The sequence below is a fragment of the Cupriavidus sp. DF5525 genome (assembly GCF_040149425.2).
In the GTDB taxonomy this organism is placed as follows: domain Bacteria; phylum Pseudomonadota; class Gammaproteobacteria; order Burkholderiales; family Burkholderiaceae; genus Cupriavidus; species Cupriavidus pickettii_A.
The window spans coordinates 2,536,015-2,558,030 of the sequence record NZ_CP168266.1; the positions used below are offsets into that span (position 1 = coordinate 2,536,015).

Genomic DNA, 22,016 nt, shown 5'->3' on the forward strand with positions numbered 1-22,016 from the left:
TTCGATACCTTGTGGCCGCCGGTGTGATCGACTACAGCATCGCGGAATGCAAGTGATGCGGATTGTCGAGCGTCTCCGCGATGATCCGCAGCGACTCCTCGATCTCATCACGCTCGCCCGGGCCGCCCAGGCAGACACGGATCGCATCGGGCGGGTTGCCGTCGGTCGAGAAGGCGGCGGCCGACACCGCACCGATGCCGCGCGAGCGCAGGTGCAGCGCCAGTTCCGACGGGCTCCATGCTGAAGCCGCCGGGATCGGCAGCCACAGGTGAAAGCCTTCCGGGTCCGCCTCATAGGCCAGGCCCTCAAGCACATGGCGCCCAATCAGCTGCCGCGCCGCGCTTTCGGCCCGGATGGCCTTGAGCATGTCGTCTACGGTTCCGTCCTTGATCCAGGATGTCGCGAGCAGTGTGTTGATGGGGCTCGCCATCACAGTCGTTGCCCGCAGGGTGCCAGCCAGGCGCTGTGCCTGCCGGGCAGTGGGGGCGTTCAGGAATGCGATCCGCAGTCCGGCGCCGAGGCACTTGGACAAGCCGGTGACGTAATACGTGACTTCCGGGGCGAGCGCGGCAAACGTCTGCGGTGCCCGCAGCGGCAGCATGCCGTAGGCATCGTCCTCGATGATCGGCACACTGTAGCGCAGCGCGACTTCGGCGAGCTGCTCGCGGCGTGCCTGCGGCATGGTGCGCGTGCTCGGGTTCTGGATGGTCGGGTTGCAATAGAGCGCCGCTGGCTTCCGTGCCTTGCACATGGCTTCGAAGGCGTGGGCGAACGGGCCATCCTCGTCGCCCGGCAGCGCCTGTAGCTGGATATTGAGCTGCGCGGCGATGGCCTTGATGCCGGGGTAGGCCAGCGCGTCGGCACAGATGGTCTGGGCCGGGCGTGCGAGCTGCGACAGCAGTGCGACCAGCGCGCTGTGGATGCCGGGCGTGACGAGCACGGTGTCCGCGCTGCATGCCGGCACCCAGCGGCGCAGCCATTTCGCGGCAACGGAGCGATCGGCCGGGGTTCCGCCGAAGTCCTGGTAGCGCAGCAGCGTGTAGGGATCGGCAGCCTCCAGCAGCTGCGCCATGGCGGCACGAAGCCGCGCCGTCATCGCGGGCGGCTCCGGCGGCATGTTCATGGTCATCTCGGCACCCGTGCCGCCGCGCAGCTGCATCGCGGGCGCACGTCCGCGCACGTAAGTCCCGCTTCCTGCCTTGGTGTCGATCAATCCCCGCTTCCTCGCCTCACTGTAGCCGCGCGCCACGGTGGTGTAATTCAGTTGCAGCGCTTCAGCCAGGTCGCGCAGCGGTGGCAGCCGGTCGCGCACGCGTAGCTGGCCGTCGGCCAGTGCCTCCTCGATCAGGTCCGGAATCAGCAGATAGGCAGGCTTGGCACTGCCGGCGATACGTTTTACCCAATGACTGGTCAGGTTGGACACCGTGGTCTCCCGCTGCGCGATGCGATGGAATTCAGTGCCTGAGGGTAGCACCCGAATGATCGCTAACCAAGCCGCGCAAGCGATTGCATCCGAAGTTCTCAATGATGGTGCGATATCAGTGCTCATGCACCATGCGCGCGCACTCGCCCGCCTGCTTCCTGCCCAACAAAGTGCATTGTGACGAGGCCGGCATGGCGACCGCTGGGCGCCTCAGGTGGCACGCAAGGGGAAAGCCGTTGCGATCATTGGGACGATCATTCTATCGCCGTCGACTTGATTGGCGATTGATCGCATGACTCCACGCATTGAGTGGCATATCGGTTGCTGATATCGGCACGTCGGCCTGACGCCGAACGGTCGATCGGCATGGGATCGATCGACCGCACTGCCCCATCAACGCAACGGAGAGAAGCATGCCTGCTGTCAGCAAACCGGCCCACAAGAAGGGCGATTTCCTGGTGGACTATGAAGAGAAGGTATTCGAGGACGTAAAGGCCGAAGCCGGCGAGAAGGCGCTGGTGACCTTCCACACCGTCGCCTTCGAAGGCTCGATCGGCTTCGTCAACATGCTGCAGGCTACGCGCCTGCTGCGCAAAGGATTCGAGACCTCGATCCTGCTGTACGGCCCCGGCGTCAACCTTGGCGTTCAGCGCGGCTTTCCGACGCTTGGCGATGAGGCGTTTCCCGGCCACATGAACTTCAACAAGCAGCTCACCAAGTTCATGGAAGAGGGCGGCAAGGTCTACGCCTGCCGTTTCGCCCTGCAGGCCCTGTACGGCCACGGCGAAGCCTCGCTGATCGAAGGCATCCGCCCGATCAATCCGCTCGATGTGCTCGACCTCAAGCTGCTGCATCGCAAGGAGAACGCGCTGATTATCGACACCTGGACCGTCTGAGCAAAAGGGCAGGTACCACCATGTCACAGAATCGCATTGTGCGCGCGGCCGCGGTCCAGATCGCGCCCGACCTCGAGAACGGCGAAGGCACGCTGGCCAAGGTCTGCGAGGCGATCGACGAGGCCGCCGGGAAAGGCGTGCAACTGATCGTCTTCCCGGAGACCTTCGTGCCGTACTACCCATACTTCTCCTTCGTACGGCCGCCGGTGCACTCCGGCAGCGACCACATGCGGCTGTACGAGCAGGCCGTGGTGGTGCCCGGCCCGGTCACCGATGCCGTCGCCGGGCGCGCACGCCGGCACGGCATGGTCGTGGTGCTCGGCGTGAACGAGCGCGACCACGGCAGCCTGTACAACACGCAGCTTATCTTCGACACCGAGGGCAACCTCGCGGTCAAGCGCCGCAAGATCACGCCCACTTTCCACGAACGCATGATCTGGGGGCAGGGCGATGCGGCCGGCCTGAAGGTCGCGGACACCGCGATCGGCCGCGTCGGCGCGCTGGCGTGCTGGGAGCACTACAACCCGCTGGCCCGCTACGCGCTGATGACCCAGCACGAGGAAATCCACTGCAGCCAGTTCCCGGGCTCGCTGGTCGGGCCGATCTTTGCCGAGCAGATCGAAGTCACTATCCGGCACCACGCGCTGGAATCCGGCTGCTTCGTCGTTAACGCCACCGGCTGGCTGACCGAAGATCAGATTGCCTCCGTAACCACCGATCCCGTTCTGCAGAAGGCGCTGCGTGGCGGCTGCAACACCGCAATCATCTCGCCGGAGGGCCAGCACCTGGCACCACCGTTGCGCGAGGGCGAGGGCATGGTGATCGCCGACCTCGACATGTCGCTGATCACCAAGCGCAAGCGAATGATGGATTCGGTCGGCCACTACGCGCGCCCGGAACTGCTAAGCCTGGCCATCAACGAGCGGCCGGCGGTGACGGCGGTGCCGATGGCAGGCGCTTTCTCCAACTTCCATGGGAGCATCCGCGATGACATCCAGCGCGACCGTGCCGGCTTCGAGCCGGCAATTGATGACTGAGTTGCAGTCCGTCGGGCTGCGCCTGGAAGACCCGAATGCCGGTGCGGCCAGCCGGCGCGGCGGGGCGGGTCCGTCCGACCACAAGGCGGTCACCATCGACGGCGTGACCATCATGGTGCCGGTGCATACCAGCACCGCGTGGCACTCGCCGTTCGTGGCGCAGGCGCCCGACGAAACGGGGCGCAGCGCGCTGATGCGCGGAACCATCCCGATTGCCAGCATCAGCTTTCCGAAGGCGCCGCGTTTCTATGCGCTGCAGACGCTGGAGGGCATCCCATACTCGCATATCGCCACGCTGCATGGCGCCGATGTGCTGGCCACGACCGTCCTGCAGACTTGCATCCGCTACGAGAGCCGCAAGAAGACCTGCAAGTTCTGCTCGATCGGCCAGTCGCTGGTGGCGGGCCGCACGATCGCGCGCAAGACGCCGGAGCAACTGGCCGAAGTGGCGCGCGCCGCGGTGCTGCTTGATGGCGTCAGGCACATGGTGCTGACCACCGGCACGCCGCCCACGCCGGACCGGGGCGCGGCTGTTCTTTGCGAGAGCGCCTTCGCCATCAAGGCCGCGGTCGACCTGCCGATCCAGGCGCAATGCGAGCCGCCCGACGACGACCGCTGGTTCGAACGCATGAAGGCCGCCGGCGTCGACACGCTCGGCATGCACCTCGAGGTCGTCACGCCGGCGGTGCGCGAGCGCATCATGCCAGGCAAGGCGTCGGTGCCGTTGAGCCGCTACATGGAAGCCTTCAAGGCCGCCGTTGCCGTGTTCGGCAGGGGTCAGGTCAGCACGTACATCCTCGCGGGACTCGGCGACACGGCAGAAGCCGTCCTGTCGATCTCGCGCGAGTTGATCGAACTCGGGGTGTATCCGTTCGTGGTGCCTTTCGTGCCGATCTCCGGCACGCCGCTGGAGGACCACCCGGCTCCCTCGCCGGCCTTCATGCAGTCGATCCTGCAGCCGCTCGGCGCCATGTTGAGCGCCGCCGGCATGCGCTCGTCCGATATCAAGGCAGGTTGCGGCAAGTGCGGCGCGTGCTCGTCGCTGGCCACCTACGAGCGCGAGGCGGCACTGGCGGCCGAGGGAGCGACATCATGAAAAGCGATCTCTGCGTCGAGGTGCCGGACATCCCGATGTTCCGCATCCGCTGGGCGGAGCACGCCTGGGAGGCGGAGCAGGCCCACCGCCTGCGCCAAGCCGTGTTCTGCGTGGAGCAGGGCATCTTCGATGGCGACGACCGGGACGCGGTGGACGATGTGGCGCAACTGCTGGTGGCGGTGCGCTTCGAGCCGGAGTTGCCGGGCCGTCCCGGCACCGTGGTCGGCACCGTGCGCATCCACGAAAGCGAGCCGGGCGTGTGGTTCGGCTCGCGCCTGGCGGTGGATGCGGCATACCGAAGCCAGGGCAAGATAGGCGCGACGCTGATCCGCCTGGCGGTGAGCAGCGCCCACGCGATCGGCTGCCGGCGCTTCCTTGCGCACGTGCAGAGCCAGAACGTGCCCTTGTTCAGGCGCTTGCATTGGAACGTCCTGGCCGAGGAGACGCTGCTCGGGCGGCCTCACCACCTGATGCAGGCAGACCTGAACCATTACCCGCCTTGCTATACCCCGCACGCGGGCCTGATTGCCGAAGCCAGGGCCGTGCGATGAGCCTCGACGATCTCGTACACACCCTGCGCGGCAGCCGCGGCTTTGCGCATAAGACCGATATCCCGGCCATGTTGTCGCCGCTTGGCGCCGCCGGGCGCAACGCGGCCATGGCCGTCGATGTCGGCGACGACTGCGCGGCATTGCGGGATGGCGACGGCTACTTGCTGTTCGCCATCGAAGGACTGGTCAGCGATTTTATCCGCACGATGCCGTGGTTCGCCGGCTACAGCGCGGTCATGGTGAACGTCAGCGATATCTATGCGATGGGCGGCAGGCCGACGGCCGTGGTCGATGCGCTATGGAGCCATGGCGCCGCCGACGCCGCCGAGGTGCTCAAGGGCATGGCTGCGGCGTCTGCCGCCTATGGCGTGCCGGTCGTCGGCGGCCACAGCAATGCGCGCAGCGAGCAAGGCCAGCTTGCCGTGGCCATCCTCGGCCGTGCGCGCAAGCTGCTGTCGAGTTTCGCCGCGCGTCCCGGCCAGCGCCTGTTGATGGCGGTGGACCTGCGCGGCGCATTCGCGGAGCCATATCCGTTCTGGAACGCCTCCACGGGCGCACCAGGCGAACGGCTGCGCGCGGATCTCGAACTCTTGCCTGTGCTGGCCGAAGACGGCCTTTGCGCCGCAGCCAAGGACATCAGCATGGCGGGTGCGCTCGGCACCGCGCTGATGCTGCTCGAATGCTCCGGGGTGGGCGCCAGCATCGCGCTGGAGCGCATTCCCCGGCCCGATGGCGTGCCGCTGGAGCGATGGCTGACGGCGTTCCCCAGCTATGGCTTCCTGCTGGCTGTCGATGACGACGATGCGCAGGCGGTCGAACGCCGCTTCCTCGATCGCGGCATCGCCTGCGCCCAGATCGGCGCCATCGATGATTCCCGTGTCGCCACGCTCACGCACGCCGGCGAACTGGCCACGCTGTGGGACTTCCGCGAGGCGGGGTTCATCCTGGCGACGCGCCTGGCCACGCCGATCGATTCTTCAACCTGAGAACTGCCATGCCGGTTACCCACTTCCGCATCCGCTGGCCTGACCAGACCGAGATGGCCTGCTATTCCCCATCCTCCATCGTCACGGAGCACTTTGTCGAAGGGGCGGCGTACTCGCTGGACGAATTTGTTGAGCGCGCGCGTATCGCGCTGGGCGCCGCATCCGAGCGGGTGCGGGCCAGGTATGGCTACGCGTGTTCGTCTGCGATGGACCAGCTCAGCATCCTGGAAATCGCCGCGCAGCGGTTCCGGGGCCAGGACGGCGCCACCGTCCAGTTTCTCGGCTTTGGCAGCTAGCCGTTCTTCAAATTCCTCGCCTCAAAGGATCCAACATGTCCCACGTCATCAACACCAAGCCGGGCCAGGCCGCAGAGGCCAGGCACTACGGCGTCATCATTGTCGGCGGCGGCCAGGCCGGACTATCGATGAGCTACTTCCTGAAGCAGGCCGGCATCGATCATCTCGTCATCGAGAAGCACGCCGTCACGCATACCTGGCGCACGCAACGCTGGGATGCGTTCTGCCTGGTGACGCCCAACTGGCAATGCGCGCTGCCGGGCTACCCTTACCAGGGCGACGATCCGCATGGCTTCATGAAGAAGGATGAGATCACCGCCTATCTCGATGGCTTTATCCGGACGGTCGACGCCCCGATACTTGAGCATACCGAGGTGCGGCATGTGAAGTCGCGCGCGCAGGAGGGATTCTCCGTGGCGACGAGCCAGGGCGTATTCACTACGGACCAGGTGGTGGTGGCCTCGGGCGGTTATCACACGCCGATCGTGCCGCGCATGGCCGAGCGTTTGCCGGCGTCGATCCGGCAACTGCAATCGTCCGAATACAGGAATCCCGAGTCGCTGCCCGACGGTGCGGTGCTCGTGGTCGGTTCGGGCCAGTCGGGCGCGCAGATTGCCGAAGACCTGCATCTGGCCGGGCGCAAGGTGTATCTCGCCGTCGGCGAGGCGCCGCGTTGCGCGCGCTTCTATCGCGGCCGGGACGTTGTGGACTGGCTCGCGGACATGAAGTACTACGACCTGCCGGTCACCGAGCACCCGCTGCGCGAGGGCGTGCGCGACAACACCAATCACTATGTCACCGGACGGGACGGCGGGCGCGATATCGACCTGCGCAGGTTTGCCATTGAGGGCATGGAGCTCTACGGCGTGCTCGACGACTACCTCGACGGCCAACTGCGTTTTGCGCCGGACCTGCGTCGCAACCTGGACGATGCCGATGCGACTTACAACCGCATCAACGCGAGCATCGACAAGTTCATCGCGGAGCGAGGCATTGAGGCGCCGCCGCCGAGCGCCTATGCGCCCGTATGGACGCCACCGGCCGAGCGCACCGAACTCGATCCCCAGGCAGCCGGCATTGGTTCAATCATCTGGTGTATCGGCTTCCGACCGGATTTCAGCTGGCTCGAAGTGCCGGTGTTCAACGGCCGCGGTTATCCGGGCCACGAACGTGGCGTGACCGCGCACGCCGGCCTGTACTTCCTTGGCCTGCCCTGGCTGCACACGTGGGGCTCGGGGCGATTCTCCGGCATCGCACGCGACGCCGAGTACCTGGCTGGCCTGATCGCCGCAGGCCAGGGCGACACTGAGTTGGCCGCCTGACATGGAAGCGGTCGTCTCGCGCCATGTTGCCGGCATGCCCCAGTTGGCATACACCGGCCTGTCAGAGAACTGGCTGCTGAAGACCTGCGGCGACCTGCACTGGCGCCTGCTGGCCGCCGGCGCCGGTCTGGCGGTGCCGGACTTCCGGGATGCCGAGGGCAATCCGGTGTATGCGGCGTTCACCGCGATCCGCGTGCGCGACACCGCGGCGCAAACCATCGGCGAGCACAGCGAGTTCGACATCGGCTCGCGCATCGTGCCAGCGGGTGGCGTGAAGCATCTCAGCGAACATGCCGTCGACATGCAGGGGGACCGCCGCGCCAGCGTGACGATGCTGTCCACCTTCATCCGCCGCACGCGTGAGCGTGACAATCGCTCGGTCGTGCGCACCATGCCGACCGTGGCTACCCAGTGGGCCGGCGCCGGGCCGTCCGCGCAGGCGGCGGAACTGTCGCTGCTGGCGCGGGGTTTTCGCAGCGAGGATTGGGGCACGCATCTCGGGCTCGACCAGGCCCGGCATCGCGTCTGCCACGTCGCCGAGTACCTGCCGTGCCCCTACAACGACTTCAACGGCGCCGACCTGCTGTACTTCGCCAGCTTCCAGGCCATGGTCGATCGCGCGGAATGGCAATGGCGCCGCGACGCGGATCCTCCCACGGTGTTCGCGCGGGATCTGTTCTTCCATGGCAACGTCAATGTCGGCGAGTCGCTGGAGCTGACCTTTTCCGCGCTGCGTGAGGACGAGGAGGGATTGACGCACTGGTGCGAGATCCGGCGCAGCCGCGACGGCGAGAAGATCGCGGATGTGGTCACGCAGAAACGCTGGAGGCAACGATGAAGGCGAAACGGGACGACCCGGCGGGCGGCCTGGGCCTGAACGCGGTTTACGGGCCCGACGATCTGGCCGGCCTTGGCCACCTGGGCGGCATGCCCGGCGAGGCCCCGTTCGTTCGTGGCCCCTATCCCACCATGTACCGCGGCAGGCCATGGACCATCCGCCAGTACGGGGGATACGGCGACGCCGCAACGTCGAACCTCGCCTATCGCGAGGCCTTGAAGCAGGGCGCGCAGGGCTTGTCGGTGGCCTTCGATCTGCCGACCCATCGCGGCTACGATTCCGACGACCCTCAGGCGCAGGCCGATGTCGGCATGGCCGGCGTGGCCATCGACTCGGTCGACGATATGCGGCGCTTGTTCGAAGGTATTGCGCTGGACCGTGTGTCGGTATCGATGACCATGAGTGGTGCGGTGCTCCCGGTACTGGCAGCGTTCCTTGTCGCGGCCGAGGAATCGGGCGTCCCATTCGAACAACTGCGCGGCACGATCCAGAACGACATCCTCAAGGAGTTCATGGTCCGGAACACCTGGATCCATGCGCCCCAGCCGTCGCTGCGCATCGCCACCGACGTGGTCGAATGGCTGGCCGCGCATGCGCCGAAATTCAACGGCATGTCGATCTCGGGCTATCACTTCCAGGAAGCGGGCGCCGATCCGGTGCTGGAACTGGCGCTGACACTGGCGAATGCCAGGACCTATGTCGGCCTGCTGCGCGAGCGCGGCCTTGATGTCGACGCGTTCTGCGGCGGATTGAGCTTCTTCTTCGGCGTCGGCAAGCAATTCTTCATCGAGATCGCCAAGCTGCGCGCCGCGCGGCTCCTGTGGCACGACATCGTGTGCAAGCTGGGCGGCACCAGCGCTCGCGCCACGGCGATGCGCATGCATTGCCAGACTTCGGGCTGGACGCTCGCCGCGCAGCAGCCGCTCAACAATATCTCGCGCACCACGGTCGAGGCGATGGCTGCGATCTTTGGCGGTACGCAGTCGCTGCATACCAACGGCTTTGACGAGGCATTGGCATTGCCGGGCGCGCAGGCCTCGCGGCTGGCTCGCGATACCCAGTTGATCCTCCAGCATGAATTCGGACTATGCGAGGTGGCGGATCCGTGGGCGGGCTCCTACCTGATCGAGTCGCTGACCGGCCGCATGGTGACGGAGGTTCGCGCGGTGCTGGCGCACATCGATGCCCAGGGTGGCATCCTGGCAGCCTTCGAATCCGGCTGGGTGCAGCGGCGTATCCACCAGAGTGCACTGCGGACACAGGCGCGGCTTGATGCCTGGGAGGAAGTGGTGGTGGGCGTCAACCGCTACCGCGAACCTGACGACGACGGCCAGGAGTGCCTGGAGATCGACGGTACCCAGGTCCGCGCGCAACAGGCGCGGCGCCTCCTCGTGTTGCGCACCCGCCGCGATGATGCTGCGGTCAGGCATGCGCTGGCGGCGCTGACTGAGGCGGCCAGGCGCGGCGGCCCCAACCTGCTCGCCTGTGCGATCGACGCCATGCGTTGCCGTGCGACGCTCGGGGAATGTACCCGGGCGCTGCTCCAGGTCTGGCCGCGCCATACGGTCCGGGCGTCCTACGACGCTGCGCTGTATGGCACGGCTCGCGCCGGCAACACGGAATGGCTGGCGGCCTGCGAGCGCGTCAGTGAGCTGCGCGAGCGGCTCGGCCGCGCGCCCCGGATACTCGTGGCCAAGCTGGGCCAGGACGGGCACGACCGCGGTGCGAAAGCGGTGGCGGCCGGGCTTGCCGATGCCGGGTTCGTCGTCGAACTGACGCCGCTGTTCCAGTCCGCCGAGGCGGTTGCGTCTGCCGCCTGCGATGGCGACTTCGATGCCATCGGCATCTCCACGCTTGGCGGCGCGCATCTGGATCTGCTGCCGGCGCTGCTAAACGCCTTGCGGCAGCGCGCGCTCGATGTGCCGGTCTTGGTCGGCGGCATTGTACCGGCAGACCACAGGTGCTTGCTGCGCCAGTGCGGCGTGCAGGAGATCTTCGGACCGGGCACGCCGATGGAGAGCATTGTCAGCGCCATCGTGGCTGCGCTGCAGGCACGGAGAGTGCCTGCGTGGTCTTGACGATCTCGTTGAGGCGCCTCCCGGCGCCCGATCAGTACGGCAGGCCCACATAGTTCTCCGCCAGCGACTTGCACGCCGCCCCGGAGCCGATCAGGTAGTCCAGTTCGGCCCGCTGCATACGGCGCGCGAAATCATCCGCATCGGGGAAGCGGTGCATCAGCGACGTCATCCACCAGGAGAATCGTTCCGCCTTCCAGATACGGCGCAGGCAACGCTCGGAATAGGCGTCCAGCTCGCGCCTGTCGTCGTGCCGGTAGACGGCGGTCAGCCCGTCGGCCAGCGTCAGCACATCGCTGGCGGCCAGGTTCAGTCCCTTGGCCCCGGTGGGCGGCACGATATGCGCGGCATCGCCGGCCAGGAACAGGTTGCCGAAGCGCATCGGCTCGCAGACAAAGCTGCGCAGCGGCGCGATGCTCTTCTCGATGCTCGGCCCCGTCACCAGCGACTGCGCGGACTGCGGGTCGAGCCGACGGCGCAGCTCATCCCAGAAGCGCTCATCTGACCAGTCTTCCACACGCTCGCTGGACGGCACCTGGACGTAGTAGCGGCTGCGCGTGCGCGAGCGCATGCTGCATAGCGCAAAGCCGCGCTCGTGGCTGGCGTAGATCAGTTCGTCGGCGACCGGCGGGGTATCAGAGAGGATGCCAAGCCAGCCGAACGGATAGACGCGTTCAAAGATCCGCGTCGCGGTCTGCGGCACGCTCTGCCGGCTGACGCCGTGAAAGCCGTCGCAACCGGCAATGTAGTCGCAATGGATCTCATGGGCCACGCCATCCTTGCGATAACGGACCACCGGCCGGGCGCTGCCGAAATCACGCAGGCTGACATCCTGCGCCTCGTAGATCGTGGTAATGCCCGCAGCCTGCCGCGCCGCCATCAGGTCGCGCGTGACCTCGGTCTGCCCGTAGACGGTGACGCTGCGCCCGACCAGCGCGTGCAGGTCGATGCGATGCCGGCGACCGTCGAAGGCGAGCTCGATGCCATCGTGCACCAGCCCCTCTTCATGCAGGCGCGCGGCCACGCCGGCGCGCTCCAGCGCGTCGACGGTCACGCTTTCCAGGATGCCGGCGCGAATGCGGCCCAATACATAGTCGGGGCTACGCTGCTCGACGATGATGTTGTCGATCCCCGCCGTGGCGAGCAACTGGCCGAGCAGCAGGCCGGCGGGGCCGGCGCCGATGATGGCAACCTGGGTGCGCATGTCTCGTCTCCTTGTGCATATCGATCTTCTGAGCGCTAAAGATAGTCGCTGAGGGCGCGCGCAGGAATGGACAGAGCGAACCAATGACAGGACAATCGGAACATTGCTGGTAAACACCGAAGCCGCCGTGAGACCCGTCCCGACCTACTCGCTGTATGGCGTGAATTCCACAGAACCGCTGTCGGACCAGCTGCATTTCGAGTCCATCGCCGCGCGCAGCCATCTGTACGGGTGGGAGATCAAGCCGCACCGGCATGAGCGCTTCCTGCAAATTCTGTACATCCATGCGGGCGGCGGCGAAGCCCTGCTGGAAGAACGCCGCGAGCCGCTGCGCAGCGGCTCGCTGGTGACGATGCCGCCACGGCACATCCACGGCTTCGTCTTTACGCCGGACACCGACGGCATGGTGGTGACCATGACCGACAGCCACCTGCGCACGCTGCTGGCGGGGGTGCCGGATGCGTTGCCGCTGTTCGAGCGCCCGCGTCACGACCGCGTGCGGCGCGGCCATGCGCTGGCGGATGCGCTGGGGCTCTTTCGCGGGGAGATGGAGGCGGTATCGGCATGGCGCGGGGCGTCGCTGTCGTCATTGCTGACGCTGGTGCTGATCGGCATTGCGCGGCTGGCGAACGCCTCGGCACCGGCAGCGGCACGCAGCAGCAGCCGGCCCGCACGGCATTTCCAGCATTTCCAGCAGTTGCTCGAGTCGGACTACCGCGAGCAGAAGGAGATTGGCTACTACGCCGGTGCCCTCGGCATCACGCCCACGCAACTGAACCGCGTGTGTCGCCAGACTTGCGGGCAGTCCGCCCTGCAAATGATTCACGCCCGCTTGCTTGCCGAAGCACAGCGCGACCTGCTCTTCAGCGACCTGGAAATCAAGCACATCGCGCTGTCGCTTGGCTTCTCCGAAGCCGCCTACTTCTCCCGTTTCTTTGCGCGGCTGGTGGGGCAGGCGCCGACGGAGTTCCGGCAATCGGGCCGGGCGCGGCTGCCTGCGTTTGCGATGCGGCAGATGTAAAGCGTAAAGCGCTTTGACGCCGTCGACGGGACCGTGGCGGGATTCTCTTGACACCCTTCCCTGCCTAAAAAGGCAGGAGATTCCTTTCCGCATATGAGGCGATGATGCCTGTCTCAGATCGCCTCAGCGGGTTCCTGCTTCGCAGAGCGGCCCGCCGTGAGACCTACGGCACCATTCGCGCCGAGTACGATATCGCGCCGGCCTGGACCACCTACGTAGGCCTGGGCGCGCACCATGCCAACGAGTTCGGCAACTACGGCGGCGCGACCGTCAACGGCAGCTTCAAGGCGGCGCAGCAGCGCAACACGCTGCGCGCCGCGGTGGAGAACGTCGCCAACAAGGCGTACCGGGCATCGGCCTGCGGCGGCTACCTGGTGCAGGGCGCGCCGCGCACGTTCACGCTGTCGATGACGGTGGACTTCTGATGCTGCGCACAGGGCTGTCGACGGCAACGTCGGCGCCGTGCAGTGCATCGAGCAGCGCCTGCGGTGCATAGGGCTTGCGCAGCACCGCAACGCCGCCGAGCGCGTCACGCTGCGCCGGCGTCAGCGCCAGCGCATGGCCGGTGGCGAACACCACGCGCAGGCCTGGATGGCGCTCGCGCGCGGTAAGCGCCAGCTCGACGCCGGAACCGCCGGAGCCGCCGTGCAGCGACACATCGGTCAGCAGCACGTCGATCCCGCCGCGGGCGAGCAGCGCCAGCGCCTCGATATCGCTTTCCGCTTCCTGCACCTCGGCACCGCAGCTGCGCAACAGCTCGGCGGTGCCGGCGCGCACCAGCGCATCGTCGTCGACAAACAGCACGCGCATGCCGGCGGCCCGCGGCTCCGGCCCGCCCGGCGCCGGCATCTCGTCGATGCGCGCGGCGCGCTGCCTGCGGTTGGCGAGCACATGCCGCACCTTGCGCGCCAGCGCCTCACGCGTATAGGGCTTGCTGAGCAGTTCGATGCCGGCGTCGAGCCGACCGTCATGGACGATCACGCTGTCGGTATAGCCGGAGGTGAACAGCACGCCGACGCCCGGCAGGCGCTCGCGCACCTTGCGCGCCAGCTCGGTGCTGCGCAGCGGCCCGGGCATGACCACGTCGCTGAACAGCAGGTCCACCGGCTCGTCGCGCTCGACGATGGCCAGCGCCGCCTGCGCGTCGCGCGCGCGCAGCACCTGGTAGCCGAGGCTGGCCAGCATGTCGACCACGGTGGCGCGCACCGCCTCGTCGTCCTCGACCACCAGCACGGTTTCGGCGCCGCCGCGCGCGTGGCCGGTGTCGAGTTCCAGGTCGGGATCCTCGGCCTGCTCCACGCGCGGCAGGTACAGCCTGACGGTGGTGCCGCAGCCGGGCTCGCTGAGGATCTTTACGTGCCCACCAGACTGGCGGATAAAGCCATACACCATGCTCAGCCCGAGGCCCGTACCCTGGCCTTCGGGCTTGGTGGTGAAGAACGGCTCGAACACATGTTCCCGCACCTCCGGCGGAATGCCCACGCCGGTATCGGTGACGGCAAGCATCACGTACTGCGCCTTGCCGGGGGGGCGGCGCGCAACGGGTACGGCGGGCGCTTCTTCCAGCGCAGGGTCCGGGTCCTCGTCCAGCGTCGCGTTACGCGCTTCGATGGTCAGTCGCCCGTGTCCGTGCATGGCGTCGCGCGCGTTGATCGCCAGGTTCAGCAGCGCATTCTCGACCTGGAACGGATCGACCAGCGTATTCCCCAGGCCGTCGGCGACCACGGTATCGATCTCGATGCCGTCGCCCAGCGCGCGGCGCAGCATGTCGTCCAGCATGCGCACCAGCCGGCCCAGGTTCACCACCTTGGGCGCCAGCGGCTGCCGCCGGCCGAAGGCCAGCAGCTGCGACGCCAGCTTGGCGCCGCGCCCCACGCCGGCCAGCGCACTACGCAGGCGCAGCCCCGCGCCCGGATCGTCGGCCAGGTCGCGCGCCAGCAGCTGCAGGTTGCCGCCGATCACCTGCAGCAGGTTGTTGAAGTCATGCGCGACGCCGCCGGTGAGCTTGCCGATGGCTTCCATCTTCTGCGCCGTGCGCAAGGCCGCGTCGGCGTGGCGCAGCGCGGCCTGGGCTTCACGGTCGCCGGTGACGTCGCGGCCCACGCCGTGGATATGGCCGTTGGCGGGGTCCACCGTCAGCGTCCAGGCCAGCCAGCGCAGCGTGCCGTCGGCGCGCGGTTGGCGGCATTCGAAGCGCACCGGGTTGCCGTCGTGGCGCAGCGCGGCCAGTTGCGCGGTCACCGGCATCAGGTCGTCCGGATAGATGAACGACAGGTAGGGCCGCCCCAGCGCCTCGTGTGGGGGATGGCCCAGCGTGCGGGTCCAGGCGGGGCTCACGCGCTGCAGGCTGCCGTCGAAGCCCGCCACCATCAGCAGGTCTTCGCTCAGCTCCCACAGCCGGTCGTGGTCGGCCACGGCCTGCGCGACGCGCCGCTCCAGCGTGGCGTTGAGTTCCTGCAGGCGGCGCTCGGTGGCGCGGCGCAGCGCGGACAGGCGCAGGTTGCTGGCCACGCGCGCCAGCAGTTCGCGTGCGGAGAAGGGTTTGACCAGGTAGTCGTCGGCACCCGAGCCGAGCCCGCTGACGCTCGCTTCTTCGCCCGCGCGCGCGGACAGCAGCAGCACCGGCGTGTCGCGCAACGCGGCATCGGCGCGCAGCGCGCGCACCAGGCCCAGGCCGTCCAGGCGCGGCATCATCACGTCTGACACGATCAGCGACGGCGGCTGAGCGCGCGCCAGCGCCAGCGCCGCCTCGCCGTCGGCGGCCACCGCGACGTGATGCCCGGCCGCGTTCAGCAGGCGCCGCATGTAGTCGCGCAAGTCCTCGTTGTCGTCCACCACCAGCACCGTGGCGCCGGTGGCCACGGCACCAGCCTGCGCCTGTACGGCGACGTCCTCTGCTGCCAGCGTCATGGCCGATGCTTCCGCCTGCGGCCAGCGCAGCGTCGCGTCGACATAGGCGCGCGCCTGCGCGCTGCTGGCCGCGGGTGCGGCGGTGACGGTGGTATCTGCCTGCGTTGGCGTCGTGGTATCCGCGGCCGCGGTTGTCGTGGCAGGCAGCGTGACGGTGAAGCAGGTGCCCTTGCCTTGCACGCTCTCGGCCCCGATCGTGCCGCCGTGCAGCCGCACCAGTTCCTGCACCAGCGCCAGCCCGATGCCGCTGCCTTCGATCGAGCGGCCCTGGGCGCCCTCGACCCGATGGAAGCGCTCGAAGATGCGCGGCAGTTCGGCGGGCGGGATGCCGATGCCGGTGTCGCGCACGCTGAACACCACCGCACCGTCAGCGTCGGCGCCGCCGCGCGTGCCCACGCTGACGGCGATGCTGCCGGTAAAGGTGAACTTGAAGGCATTGGAGACCAGGTTCAGCACGATGGTCTCCCACATGTCGCGGTCCACCGCCACGGCGCGCGCCAGCGGCGGGCACTCGACCCGCAGGGCCATGCCGGCGCCTTCCACGCTGGCGCGGAACAGCGAGGCGAGATCCGCGGTGAAGGCCGCGAGGTCGGTGGTCTGGCGGCGCATCTTCACCCGCCCCGACTCGATGCGCGAAAAGTCCAGCAGCGCGTTGACCAGCTTCAGCAGGCGCACGCCGCTGCGCTGGGCCATCTCCAGCAGCGCGCGGTCTCCATCGTTCTGCCTGGCATCCGCGCGCCGCAGCAGTTCTTCCAGCGGGCCCATCATCAGCGTCAGCGGGGTGCGGAACTCATGGCTGATATTGGAGAAGAAGGCGGTCTTGGCGCGGTCGAGCTCGGCTAGCGCCTCGGCACGCTTGCGCGCTTCCTCATACGCCTGGGCCGAGTTCATGGCGGCGCCGATCTGGCCCGCGACCAGGCTCAGGAAGCTGCGGTAGCGGTCATCGAAGAGCCGGAACGGATTGAGCCCGATTACCAGCACGCCGCGATGCGACGCGCTGCCCGAAGGCGCCACCGCGATCACCGCGGCCGACCCGGGCGGCACGCCCCAGGCGCCCGTCGGCAGCGGCGTGGCAAAGCGCGTGCCCAGGCCGTTGACCAGGCCGGGGCGCTGGTGCTGCAGCACATCGGCCACCGGCCAGGGTGTGAGTGCTTCCAGCGCCAGCGTGGGCGGTGCGGCGGGGTGGTCCGGGCCGATGCCGGCGACCGCCACGCGCTGCAGCGCGCGCGCGCCGGGCTCGGCGATGTACAGCAGCGCAAACACAATGTCGCGCGGGTCCGACGACAGCGCGCGCATGGTGCGCTCGCAGGCCTCGCGCCACGAGCGCGCATCGGTGGCGGAGGCGGCCACGTCGCGCAACACGTTCAGCTGCCGCTCGGCCAGCACGCGTTCGGTGTCGTCGCTGTTGGCGCAGATGATGCCGCCGGTGCCGCCGTGGTCGTTCGGTACGGGGCTGTAGGAGAAGGTGTAGTAGGTCTCCTCCGGGTAGCCGTTGCGCTCCATGATCAGCAGCTTCTGCTCGACGAAGGTGCCTTCGGTACCGGTCATCGCGGTGGCGAGCAGCGGGGCGATCTCGGGCCAGATTTCGCGCCAGACCAGGGAAGTCGGCTGGCCCAGCGCGGCGGGATGCTTGCCGCCAATGATCGACTTGTAGGCGTCGTTGTAGAAGAAGTGCAGCGCGTCGCCCCAGCCGATCCAGATTGGCTGGCGCGAAGTGAGCATGATGCGGATGGCGGTCTTGAGGCTGTGGGGCCAGACTTGCGGCGGGCCCAGTGGCGTGGTGGCCCAGTCGTATGCGCGGATCAGGGCGCCCATCTCGCCGCCGCCTGCGAGAAAGCCCGGCATCTCGGCCGATGCGCTGCCACGGGCTGGGTGTGGCGAAGGCGTCACGCTGCCGTCGGGTGTTCTCATGATTGTCTCCCGAGCCGCGCCGGCATGGCGCCGCCCGCAAGCGGGCGGCGGGCGATAGCTGCTGTCTTACAGCGGCGGGCTGACCCAGTACGGATCGCGGCCGTAGTACTCGTGCACGGTCGTGCCCCACTGCGGGTCGGCCATGGTCGGCCAGCTGTCCTTGTTGAAACCGGGCGCCGACTTGATCCGGGCCGCCGTCACGGCGATCCGGAAGCACTTTTCGTCGGTGTCCATGACCAGCGCGCTCCACGGGATGGCGTGCAGCGTATCGCCGATGCCGAGGAAGCCGCCGGTGGTCAGCACCGCGTAGGCGATGCGGCCGTGCGGCACGTCAAGCATGATCTCGGAGATCTTGCCCACGTGTTCGCCGTCGGACGAGTACGCCTTGGTTCCGTCCAGGCTGGATGCTGCCATCACTTCCGGGCCGGGACCTTCGCCTACGCCGGAACCGACGATGGCCGCGCCTTGACTGCTGGGAGTTTGGGTTTGCATGTTGTGCTCCTTTTCGTAATGAACGTTCGGAACATTGGGCGTGCGCAATGACCATGCCTGCACCGCGGGCGGCGCCGGGGCGCGGCCGGCCTGCGGTCGGCGGGCTGCCGCAAGGTAATTCTTTCGCGCGGCTTGCAAAAAAGGCGGTAGGAGGACGCGTGCGGGATGCGCGCGCGCTTCAGCGCAGCAGGGTGGCCAGCCGCCGGATCGCGGCATCGACACGCTCGGCGCGGATCATGCCGAAGCCGAAGCCCAGCGCATCGGCGCCGCGGCCCGGCGTGAGCGCCAGCTCGCCCAGCGGCAGCACGCGGATGCCGGCGGCCGCTGCCGCTTGCGCCAGCGCGCGGGCATCGCCCGCCTGGGGGTGCAACCGCGCAGCAAGGTGCAGGCCGGCGTCGGCGGGCAGGGGGGCGAGGCGCCCGGCGCAGTGGCGCGCCAGCGCGGCCAGCACCGCGTCGTGCCGGCCGGTGTAGGTCGCGCGCATCTTGCGAATGTGTCGGGCAAGGTGCCCCTCGGCCATGAAAGCGGCCAGCGTGTCCTGCGCCAGCAACGCGCTGTGCCAGTCGGTGTATTGCCGGGCAGCCACCACGGCATCGCGCGCCCACGGCGGCACCACCGCGTAGCCCAGCCGCAGGCCGGGGAACAGGCTCTTGGAAAACGTGCCGACGTACCAGACCAGCTGGTCCTGGTCCAGCGTCTGCAAGGCGTCGAGCGGACGGCCGCCGTGGTGGAATTCGCCATCGTAGTCGTCCTCGACCACCACCGCGCCGTGGCGGCGCGCAAAGGCAAGCAGCGCGCGGCGCCGCGCCAGCGACAGGGTCGCGCCCAGCGGAAACTGGTGCGAGGGGGTGACGCAGATCACGCGCGCGCCGGCGGGGAGATGGTCTACCTGCATGCCCTCGTCGTCCACCGGCACTGGCACCAGCCGGGCCCCGGCCGCGGCAAAGGCATGGCGCAGCGGCGGATAGCCGGGGTCTTCCACGGCCACCACGGTCTTGCCCGGCGTGACCAGCACGCGCGCGATCAGGTCGAAGGCCTGCTGCGCGCCGGAGGTCACGACTACGTCGTCAGCGCCGCAGGCCACCGCGCGCGCGAACGAGACGTGGCTGGCAATCGCTTCGCGCAGCAGTGGCCGGCCTTCCGGCTCGGCATAGCCGGCCGGGGCCCGCGACAGCCCGCGCAAGGCGCGCGCCGACAACCGCCGCCAGACGTCGAACGGAAACGCGGTCTTGTCGGGAAGCCCGAGGACGAAGTCGTAGGTAAAGCGTGTGCCCGGCGTCATGCGGATCACCGCCGGATCGCGCCACAGCGGGTTCAGCTGCGTGCGCCGGTCAGCACCCGGCTGCGGCGTGGCTTCCGGGCGTACCGGCGCGCGTGCCACCGCGGCCACGAACGTGCCGCCCCCGGGCCGCGTGTCGATGTAGCCCTCGCTCAGCAACAGATCGTACGCGGCGAGCACCGTATTGCGCGCGATGCCAAGCGTCGCGGCCAGCTCGCGGCTCGACGGCAATTGCAGCCCCGCGGCAAGGCGGCCGTCGACGATGGCCGTACGCAGCTGCCGGTGCAGCGCCTGCAGCCGCTGGCGCGAACCGCGCGGCGGCATCGCGAGTTCCAGGCCTAATGCAGGGCCGGCAGCGCTGGCGCCCGGATCAGCACGCTTCACTGGTTCCATAATCTTTTGAGAATCTGGTCCTGTTACTGAGCCGGCGGGGATTCTAGCATCGGGTCATTCGCCACCAACGCAGGAGACACTGCCATGCAGACCCAGGCCTTTTCTTCCATCAGCGCCGCCGATCCCCATCCGCGGCGCGACGTCGCGGTGGCTGGCACCGTGATCCGGCATGTCGATACCGGCCCGGCGCACGGCGACCCGGTCGTGTTCCTGCACGGCAATCCAACCTCCTCATACCTGTGGCGCAACGTCATCCCGCACGTCGAAGACATCGGCCGTTGCCTGGCGCCGGATCTCGCAGGCATGGGCCAGTCCGGCCCGGTCCCGGACGGCGCCTGCCGCTTTGCCGATCATGCCCGCTATCTCGATGCCTGGTTCGACGCCGTGGTGCCGCAAGGACAAGTCACGCTGGTGCTGCACGACTGGGGCTCGGCGCTGGGCTTCGACTGGGCCCGGCGCCATCCACACCGCGTGCGCGCCATCGCCTATATGGAAGCGCTGGTGCAGCCGCGCTGCTGGAGCGATTTCCCGCCCGCGCGCGAGCAGATTTTCCGCGCGCTGCGCGGCGCGGACGGCGAGCGGCTGGTGATGGAGGACAACTTCTTCGTGGAAACGGTGCTGCCGCGCAGCGTGCTGCGCCCGTTGACGGACGCCGAGATGGCGGTCTATCGCGCACCGTTCGCGCAGCCCGACGCCCGCAGGCAGACCCTGGTGTGGGCCCGCGAGCTGCCGATCGATGGCGAACCCGCGGACGTGGCCGAAGCGGTCGCCGCCTATGGCGAGTGGCTGGCCGCCAGCAACGTGCCCAAGCTGCTGGTGCGCGCAGAACCCGGCGTGCTGCTGACCGGCCGGGCGCTGGCGTACTGCCGCGGCTGGCCCAACCAGCAGGAGATTGCAGTCAGCGGCATCCACTACCTCCAGGAGGACGCGCCGCACGACATCGGCGTCGCGCTGCGCGCCTTCCTGCTCGGACTGTGCGTGGAGGGCGATGCGGCGCTCAGAACTGATGCCGCATGCCCAGCATGACACCCACGCGCGTGCTGCTGTCCACGTCGGTGGCGGGCGTGCCGGCCCAGTACTCGGTCTCGCGGCCGACCGCGCCGCCGCGTGCGCGCACGGCATCCGCTTCCAGGTACAGGCTGGTGCGCTTGGACAGCGCATAGTCCGCCACCACGGCGATGCTGTCGGCGTTGCCGCTGCCCAGCATCGCCGGCACATCCTGGAACTGCGTGGTCACGTTGCCACCTTGCCAGTAGCGGTAGTAGGCGCCCGACAGGTGCAGCGCCGGCGTGAGCTGGTAGCCCACGCCGGCGAAGGCGATATTGAAGCGCGCGTCGCCTGCGGATTCGCGCCGGCCCATATGGCCGAGGTAGGCGGTGGCCTTGCCGAACGCGTACGAGCCGCCCACCGAATAGTTGCGCACGGTGTTGCCGCCATCGTCGCTCTTGCGCTGGTCATAGGCCGCGCCCAGCGCCAGCGCGCCCTGCTGGTACATCAGGCCGCCGCCCAGCGTGGTGCCGCGTGCCAGGCTGCCGCGCTGCTCGCCGGCGCCGTAGTCCAGCTGCAGCGTCAGCGGGCCGAAGCTGCGCTTGTAGACCACGCTGTTGTTGATGCGGTAATCCTGGAAAAAGATGTCGCCGCCGAGATAGATCGGATCGGACCAGAAATTGCCCCAGCCCTGGCCGAGCGGGTTGAAGGCCCAGCCAATATTGTTCAGCGCGTTGTACTGGCGCCCGAAGGTCAGGCTGCCCCAGTTGCCGGAGAGGCCCGCATAGGCCTGGCGCCCGAACAGCGCGTTGTAGCTGGTGCGGCCGTCGTCGCTGCCGATGCCGGCCTCGAGCTGAAAGATGGCGTGGTTGCCGCCGCCCAGGTCCTCATCGCCCTTCAGGCCGAAGCGGCTGCCGACCAGTCCGCCGGACACCAGCGCGGCCTGGTCGTTGTGATGGCCGTCCAGGTTCGAGGTGTAGCGCACCGCGGAGCTGACGATGCCGTAAAGGGTCACGCCGGGCGCGGCGTGGGCGTTGTGGGCGGCGACGGGCAAAAGCCCGGCCGCCAGCAGCCAGTGGCTGGCTGTCTTCTTCATGGATTTACTCCGGAAGTCGGACTCGTCGGGCGCTTGGCTCGCGCGCCGGGGCGAATCCTTCAGGCCGATGGCCTGCTGGTTCCAGTCCCGCGCGGGGGCACGCGGGTCGTCATCGGGCGGACGCAACGGTGCGCGCGGCCCGGGCGAGGGTCGAAGTGGGCGTGGTGCCTTGGTGGCGGCGAATGCCGGCAATGATGCCGGGC

General features: G+C 68.3%; 18 protein-coding genes. 12 read left to right on the forward strand and 6 right to left on the reverse strand.

The window, feature by feature from the left end; all coding sequences use genetic code 11:
• Nucleotides 1-31: 31 nt before the first annotated feature.
• Nucleotides 32-1,423 carry a PLP-dependent aminotransferase family protein gene (locus ABNX08_RS32785; RefSeq protein ID WP_041681657.1) on the reverse strand — a complete coding sequence of 464 codons (1,392 nt, stop codon included), beginning with the start codon at nucleotides 1,421-1,423 and terminating at the stop codon, nucleotides 32-34.
• Nucleotides 1,424-1,836: 413 nt separating this feature from the next.
• Here ABNX08_RS32785 and ABNX08_RS32790 point away from each other — a divergent pair, with 413 nt between their 5' ends.
• Genes ABNX08_RS32790 through scpA form a run of 9 tightly spaced genes read left to right on the forward strand, consistent with a single transcriptional unit; the run spans nucleotide 1,837 to nucleotide 10,523 of the window.
• Nucleotides 1,837-2,319: an MSMEG_0572/Sll0783 family nitrogen starvation response protein gene (locus tag ABNX08_RS32790; protein ID WP_022537350.1), complete on the forward strand. Its 483-nt coding sequence runs from the start codon at nucleotides 1,837-1,839 to the stop codon at nucleotides 2,317-2,319.
• 20 nt (nucleotides 2,320-2,339) lie between these two features.
• A complete protein-coding gene (locus tag ABNX08_RS32795) occupies nucleotides 2,340-3,356 on the forward strand; it encodes a Nit6803 family nitrilase (RefSeq protein ID WP_022537351.1) in 1,017 nt (338 codons plus the stop codon).
• Nucleotides 3,349-4,452 (forward strand): MSMEG_0568 family radical SAM protein, encoded by a 1,104-nt coding sequence (locus tag ABNX08_RS32800; RefSeq protein WP_022537352.1) that lies wholly within the window; start codon nucleotides 3,349-3,351, stop codon nucleotides 4,450-4,452. Before ABNX08_RS32795 ends, ABNX08_RS32800 begins: the two co-directional genes overlap by 8 nt.
• Entirely contained in the window at nucleotides 4,449-5,003 is a 555-nt protein-coding gene (locus tag ABNX08_RS32805) for an MSMEG_0567/Sll0786 family nitrogen starvation N-acetyltransferase (RefSeq protein ID WP_022537353.1), read from the forward strand. Before ABNX08_RS32800 ends, ABNX08_RS32805 begins: the two co-directional genes overlap by 4 nt.
• Nucleotides 5,000-5,989 carry a sll0787 family AIR synthase-like protein gene (locus ABNX08_RS32810; RefSeq protein WP_022537354.1) on the forward strand — a complete coding sequence of 330 codons (990 nt, stop codon included), beginning with the start codon at nucleotides 5,000-5,002 and terminating at the stop codon, nucleotides 5,987-5,989. The genes ABNX08_RS32805 and ABNX08_RS32810 overlap by 4 nt, the downstream gene beginning before the upstream one ends.
• Before the next feature lie 8 nt (nucleotides 5,990-5,997).
• Nucleotides 5,998-6,285 (forward strand): MSMEG_0570 family nitrogen starvation response protein, encoded by a 288-nt coding sequence (locus tag ABNX08_RS32815; RefSeq protein ID WP_022537355.1) that lies wholly within the window; start codon nucleotides 5,998-6,000, stop codon nucleotides 6,283-6,285.
• Between the two features lie 35 nt (nucleotides 6,286-6,320).
• The gene (locus ABNX08_RS32820) at nucleotides 6,321-7,607 is read left to right on the forward strand and encodes an MSMEG_0569 family flavin-dependent oxidoreductase (protein ID WP_022537356.1); all 1,287 of its coding nucleotides are present in this window, start codon (nucleotides 6,321-6,323) and stop codon (nucleotides 7,605-7,607) included.
• A gap of 1 nt (nucleotide 7,608) precedes the next feature.
• Nucleotides 7,609-8,445 (forward strand): Pnap_2097 family protein, encoded by an 837-nt coding sequence (locus ABNX08_RS32825; RefSeq protein ID WP_022537357.1) that lies wholly within the window; start codon nucleotides 7,609-7,611, stop codon nucleotides 8,443-8,445.
• Entirely contained in the window at nucleotides 8,442-10,523 is a 2,082-nt protein-coding gene (scpA, locus tag ABNX08_RS32830; RefSeq protein ID WP_022537358.1) for a methylmalonyl-CoA mutase, read from the forward strand. Before ABNX08_RS32825 ends, scpA begins: the two co-directional genes overlap by 4 nt.
• Before the next feature lie 31 nt (nucleotides 10,524-10,554).
• Here scpA and pobA read toward each other — a convergent pair whose 3' ends face one another.
• Nucleotides 10,555-11,724 carry a 4-hydroxybenzoate 3-monooxygenase gene (gene pobA / locus ABNX08_RS32835; protein ID WP_022537359.1) on the reverse strand — a complete coding sequence of 390 codons (1,170 nt, stop codon included), beginning with the start codon at nucleotides 11,722-11,724 and terminating at the stop codon, nucleotides 10,555-10,557.
• Nucleotides 11,725-11,851: 127 nt separating this feature from the next.
• Here pobA and ABNX08_RS32840 point away from each other — a divergent pair, with 127 nt between their 5' ends.
• Nucleotides 11,852-12,745 (forward strand): helix-turn-helix domain-containing protein, encoded by an 894-nt coding sequence (locus ABNX08_RS32840; RefSeq protein ID WP_041681896.1) that lies wholly within the window; start codon nucleotides 11,852-11,854, stop codon nucleotides 12,743-12,745.
• Between the two features lie 104 nt (nucleotides 12,746-12,849).
• A complete protein-coding gene (locus tag ABNX08_RS32845) occupies nucleotides 12,850-13,170 on the forward strand; it encodes a TonB-dependent receptor (protein ID WP_022537361.1) in 321 nt (106 codons plus the stop codon).
• Here the strand turns inward: ABNX08_RS32845 and ABNX08_RS32850 are convergent.
• The 3 genes from ABNX08_RS32850 to ABNX08_RS32860 all read right to left on the reverse strand — a co-directional run bounded on the left by ABNX08_RS32850 (nucleotide 13,142) and on the right by ABNX08_RS32860 (nucleotide 19,730).
• Complete coding sequence (locus ABNX08_RS32850; protein ID WP_022537362.1) at nucleotides 13,142-17,566, reverse strand: response regulator; 4,425 nt, start codon at nucleotides 17,564-17,566, stop codon at nucleotides 13,142-13,144. The two genes, ABNX08_RS32845 and ABNX08_RS32850, sit on opposite strands and share 29 nt — an antisense overlap.
• 66 nt (nucleotides 17,567-17,632) lie before the next feature.
• Nucleotides 17,633-18,058: a PRC-barrel domain-containing protein gene (locus tag ABNX08_RS32855; RefSeq protein ID WP_022537363.1), complete on the reverse strand. Its 426-nt coding sequence runs from the start codon at nucleotides 18,056-18,058 to the stop codon at nucleotides 17,633-17,635.
• 178 nt (nucleotides 18,059-18,236) lie between these two features.
• The gene (locus ABNX08_RS32860; protein WP_349605197.1) at nucleotides 18,237-19,730 is read right to left on the reverse strand and encodes a PLP-dependent aminotransferase family protein; all 1,494 of its coding nucleotides are present in this window, start codon (nucleotides 19,728-19,730) and stop codon (nucleotides 18,237-18,239) included.
• 84 nt (nucleotides 19,731-19,814) lie between these two features.
• Here ABNX08_RS32860 and ABNX08_RS32865 point away from each other — a divergent pair, with 84 nt between their 5' ends.
• Nucleotides 19,815-20,756 carry a haloalkane dehalogenase gene (locus tag ABNX08_RS32865; protein ID WP_022537365.1) on the forward strand — a complete coding sequence of 314 codons (942 nt, stop codon included), beginning with the start codon at nucleotides 19,815-19,817 and terminating at the stop codon, nucleotides 20,754-20,756.
• Here the strand turns inward: ABNX08_RS32865 and ABNX08_RS32870 are convergent.
• Nucleotides 20,728-21,813, reverse strand: a complete 1,086-nt coding sequence (locus tag ABNX08_RS32870) for a porin (RefSeq protein ID WP_022537366.1) — start codon at nucleotides 21,811-21,813, stop codon at nucleotides 20,728-20,730. The genes ABNX08_RS32865 and ABNX08_RS32870 overlap by 29 nt on opposite strands.
• Nucleotides 21,814-22,016 lie beyond the last annotated feature (203 nt).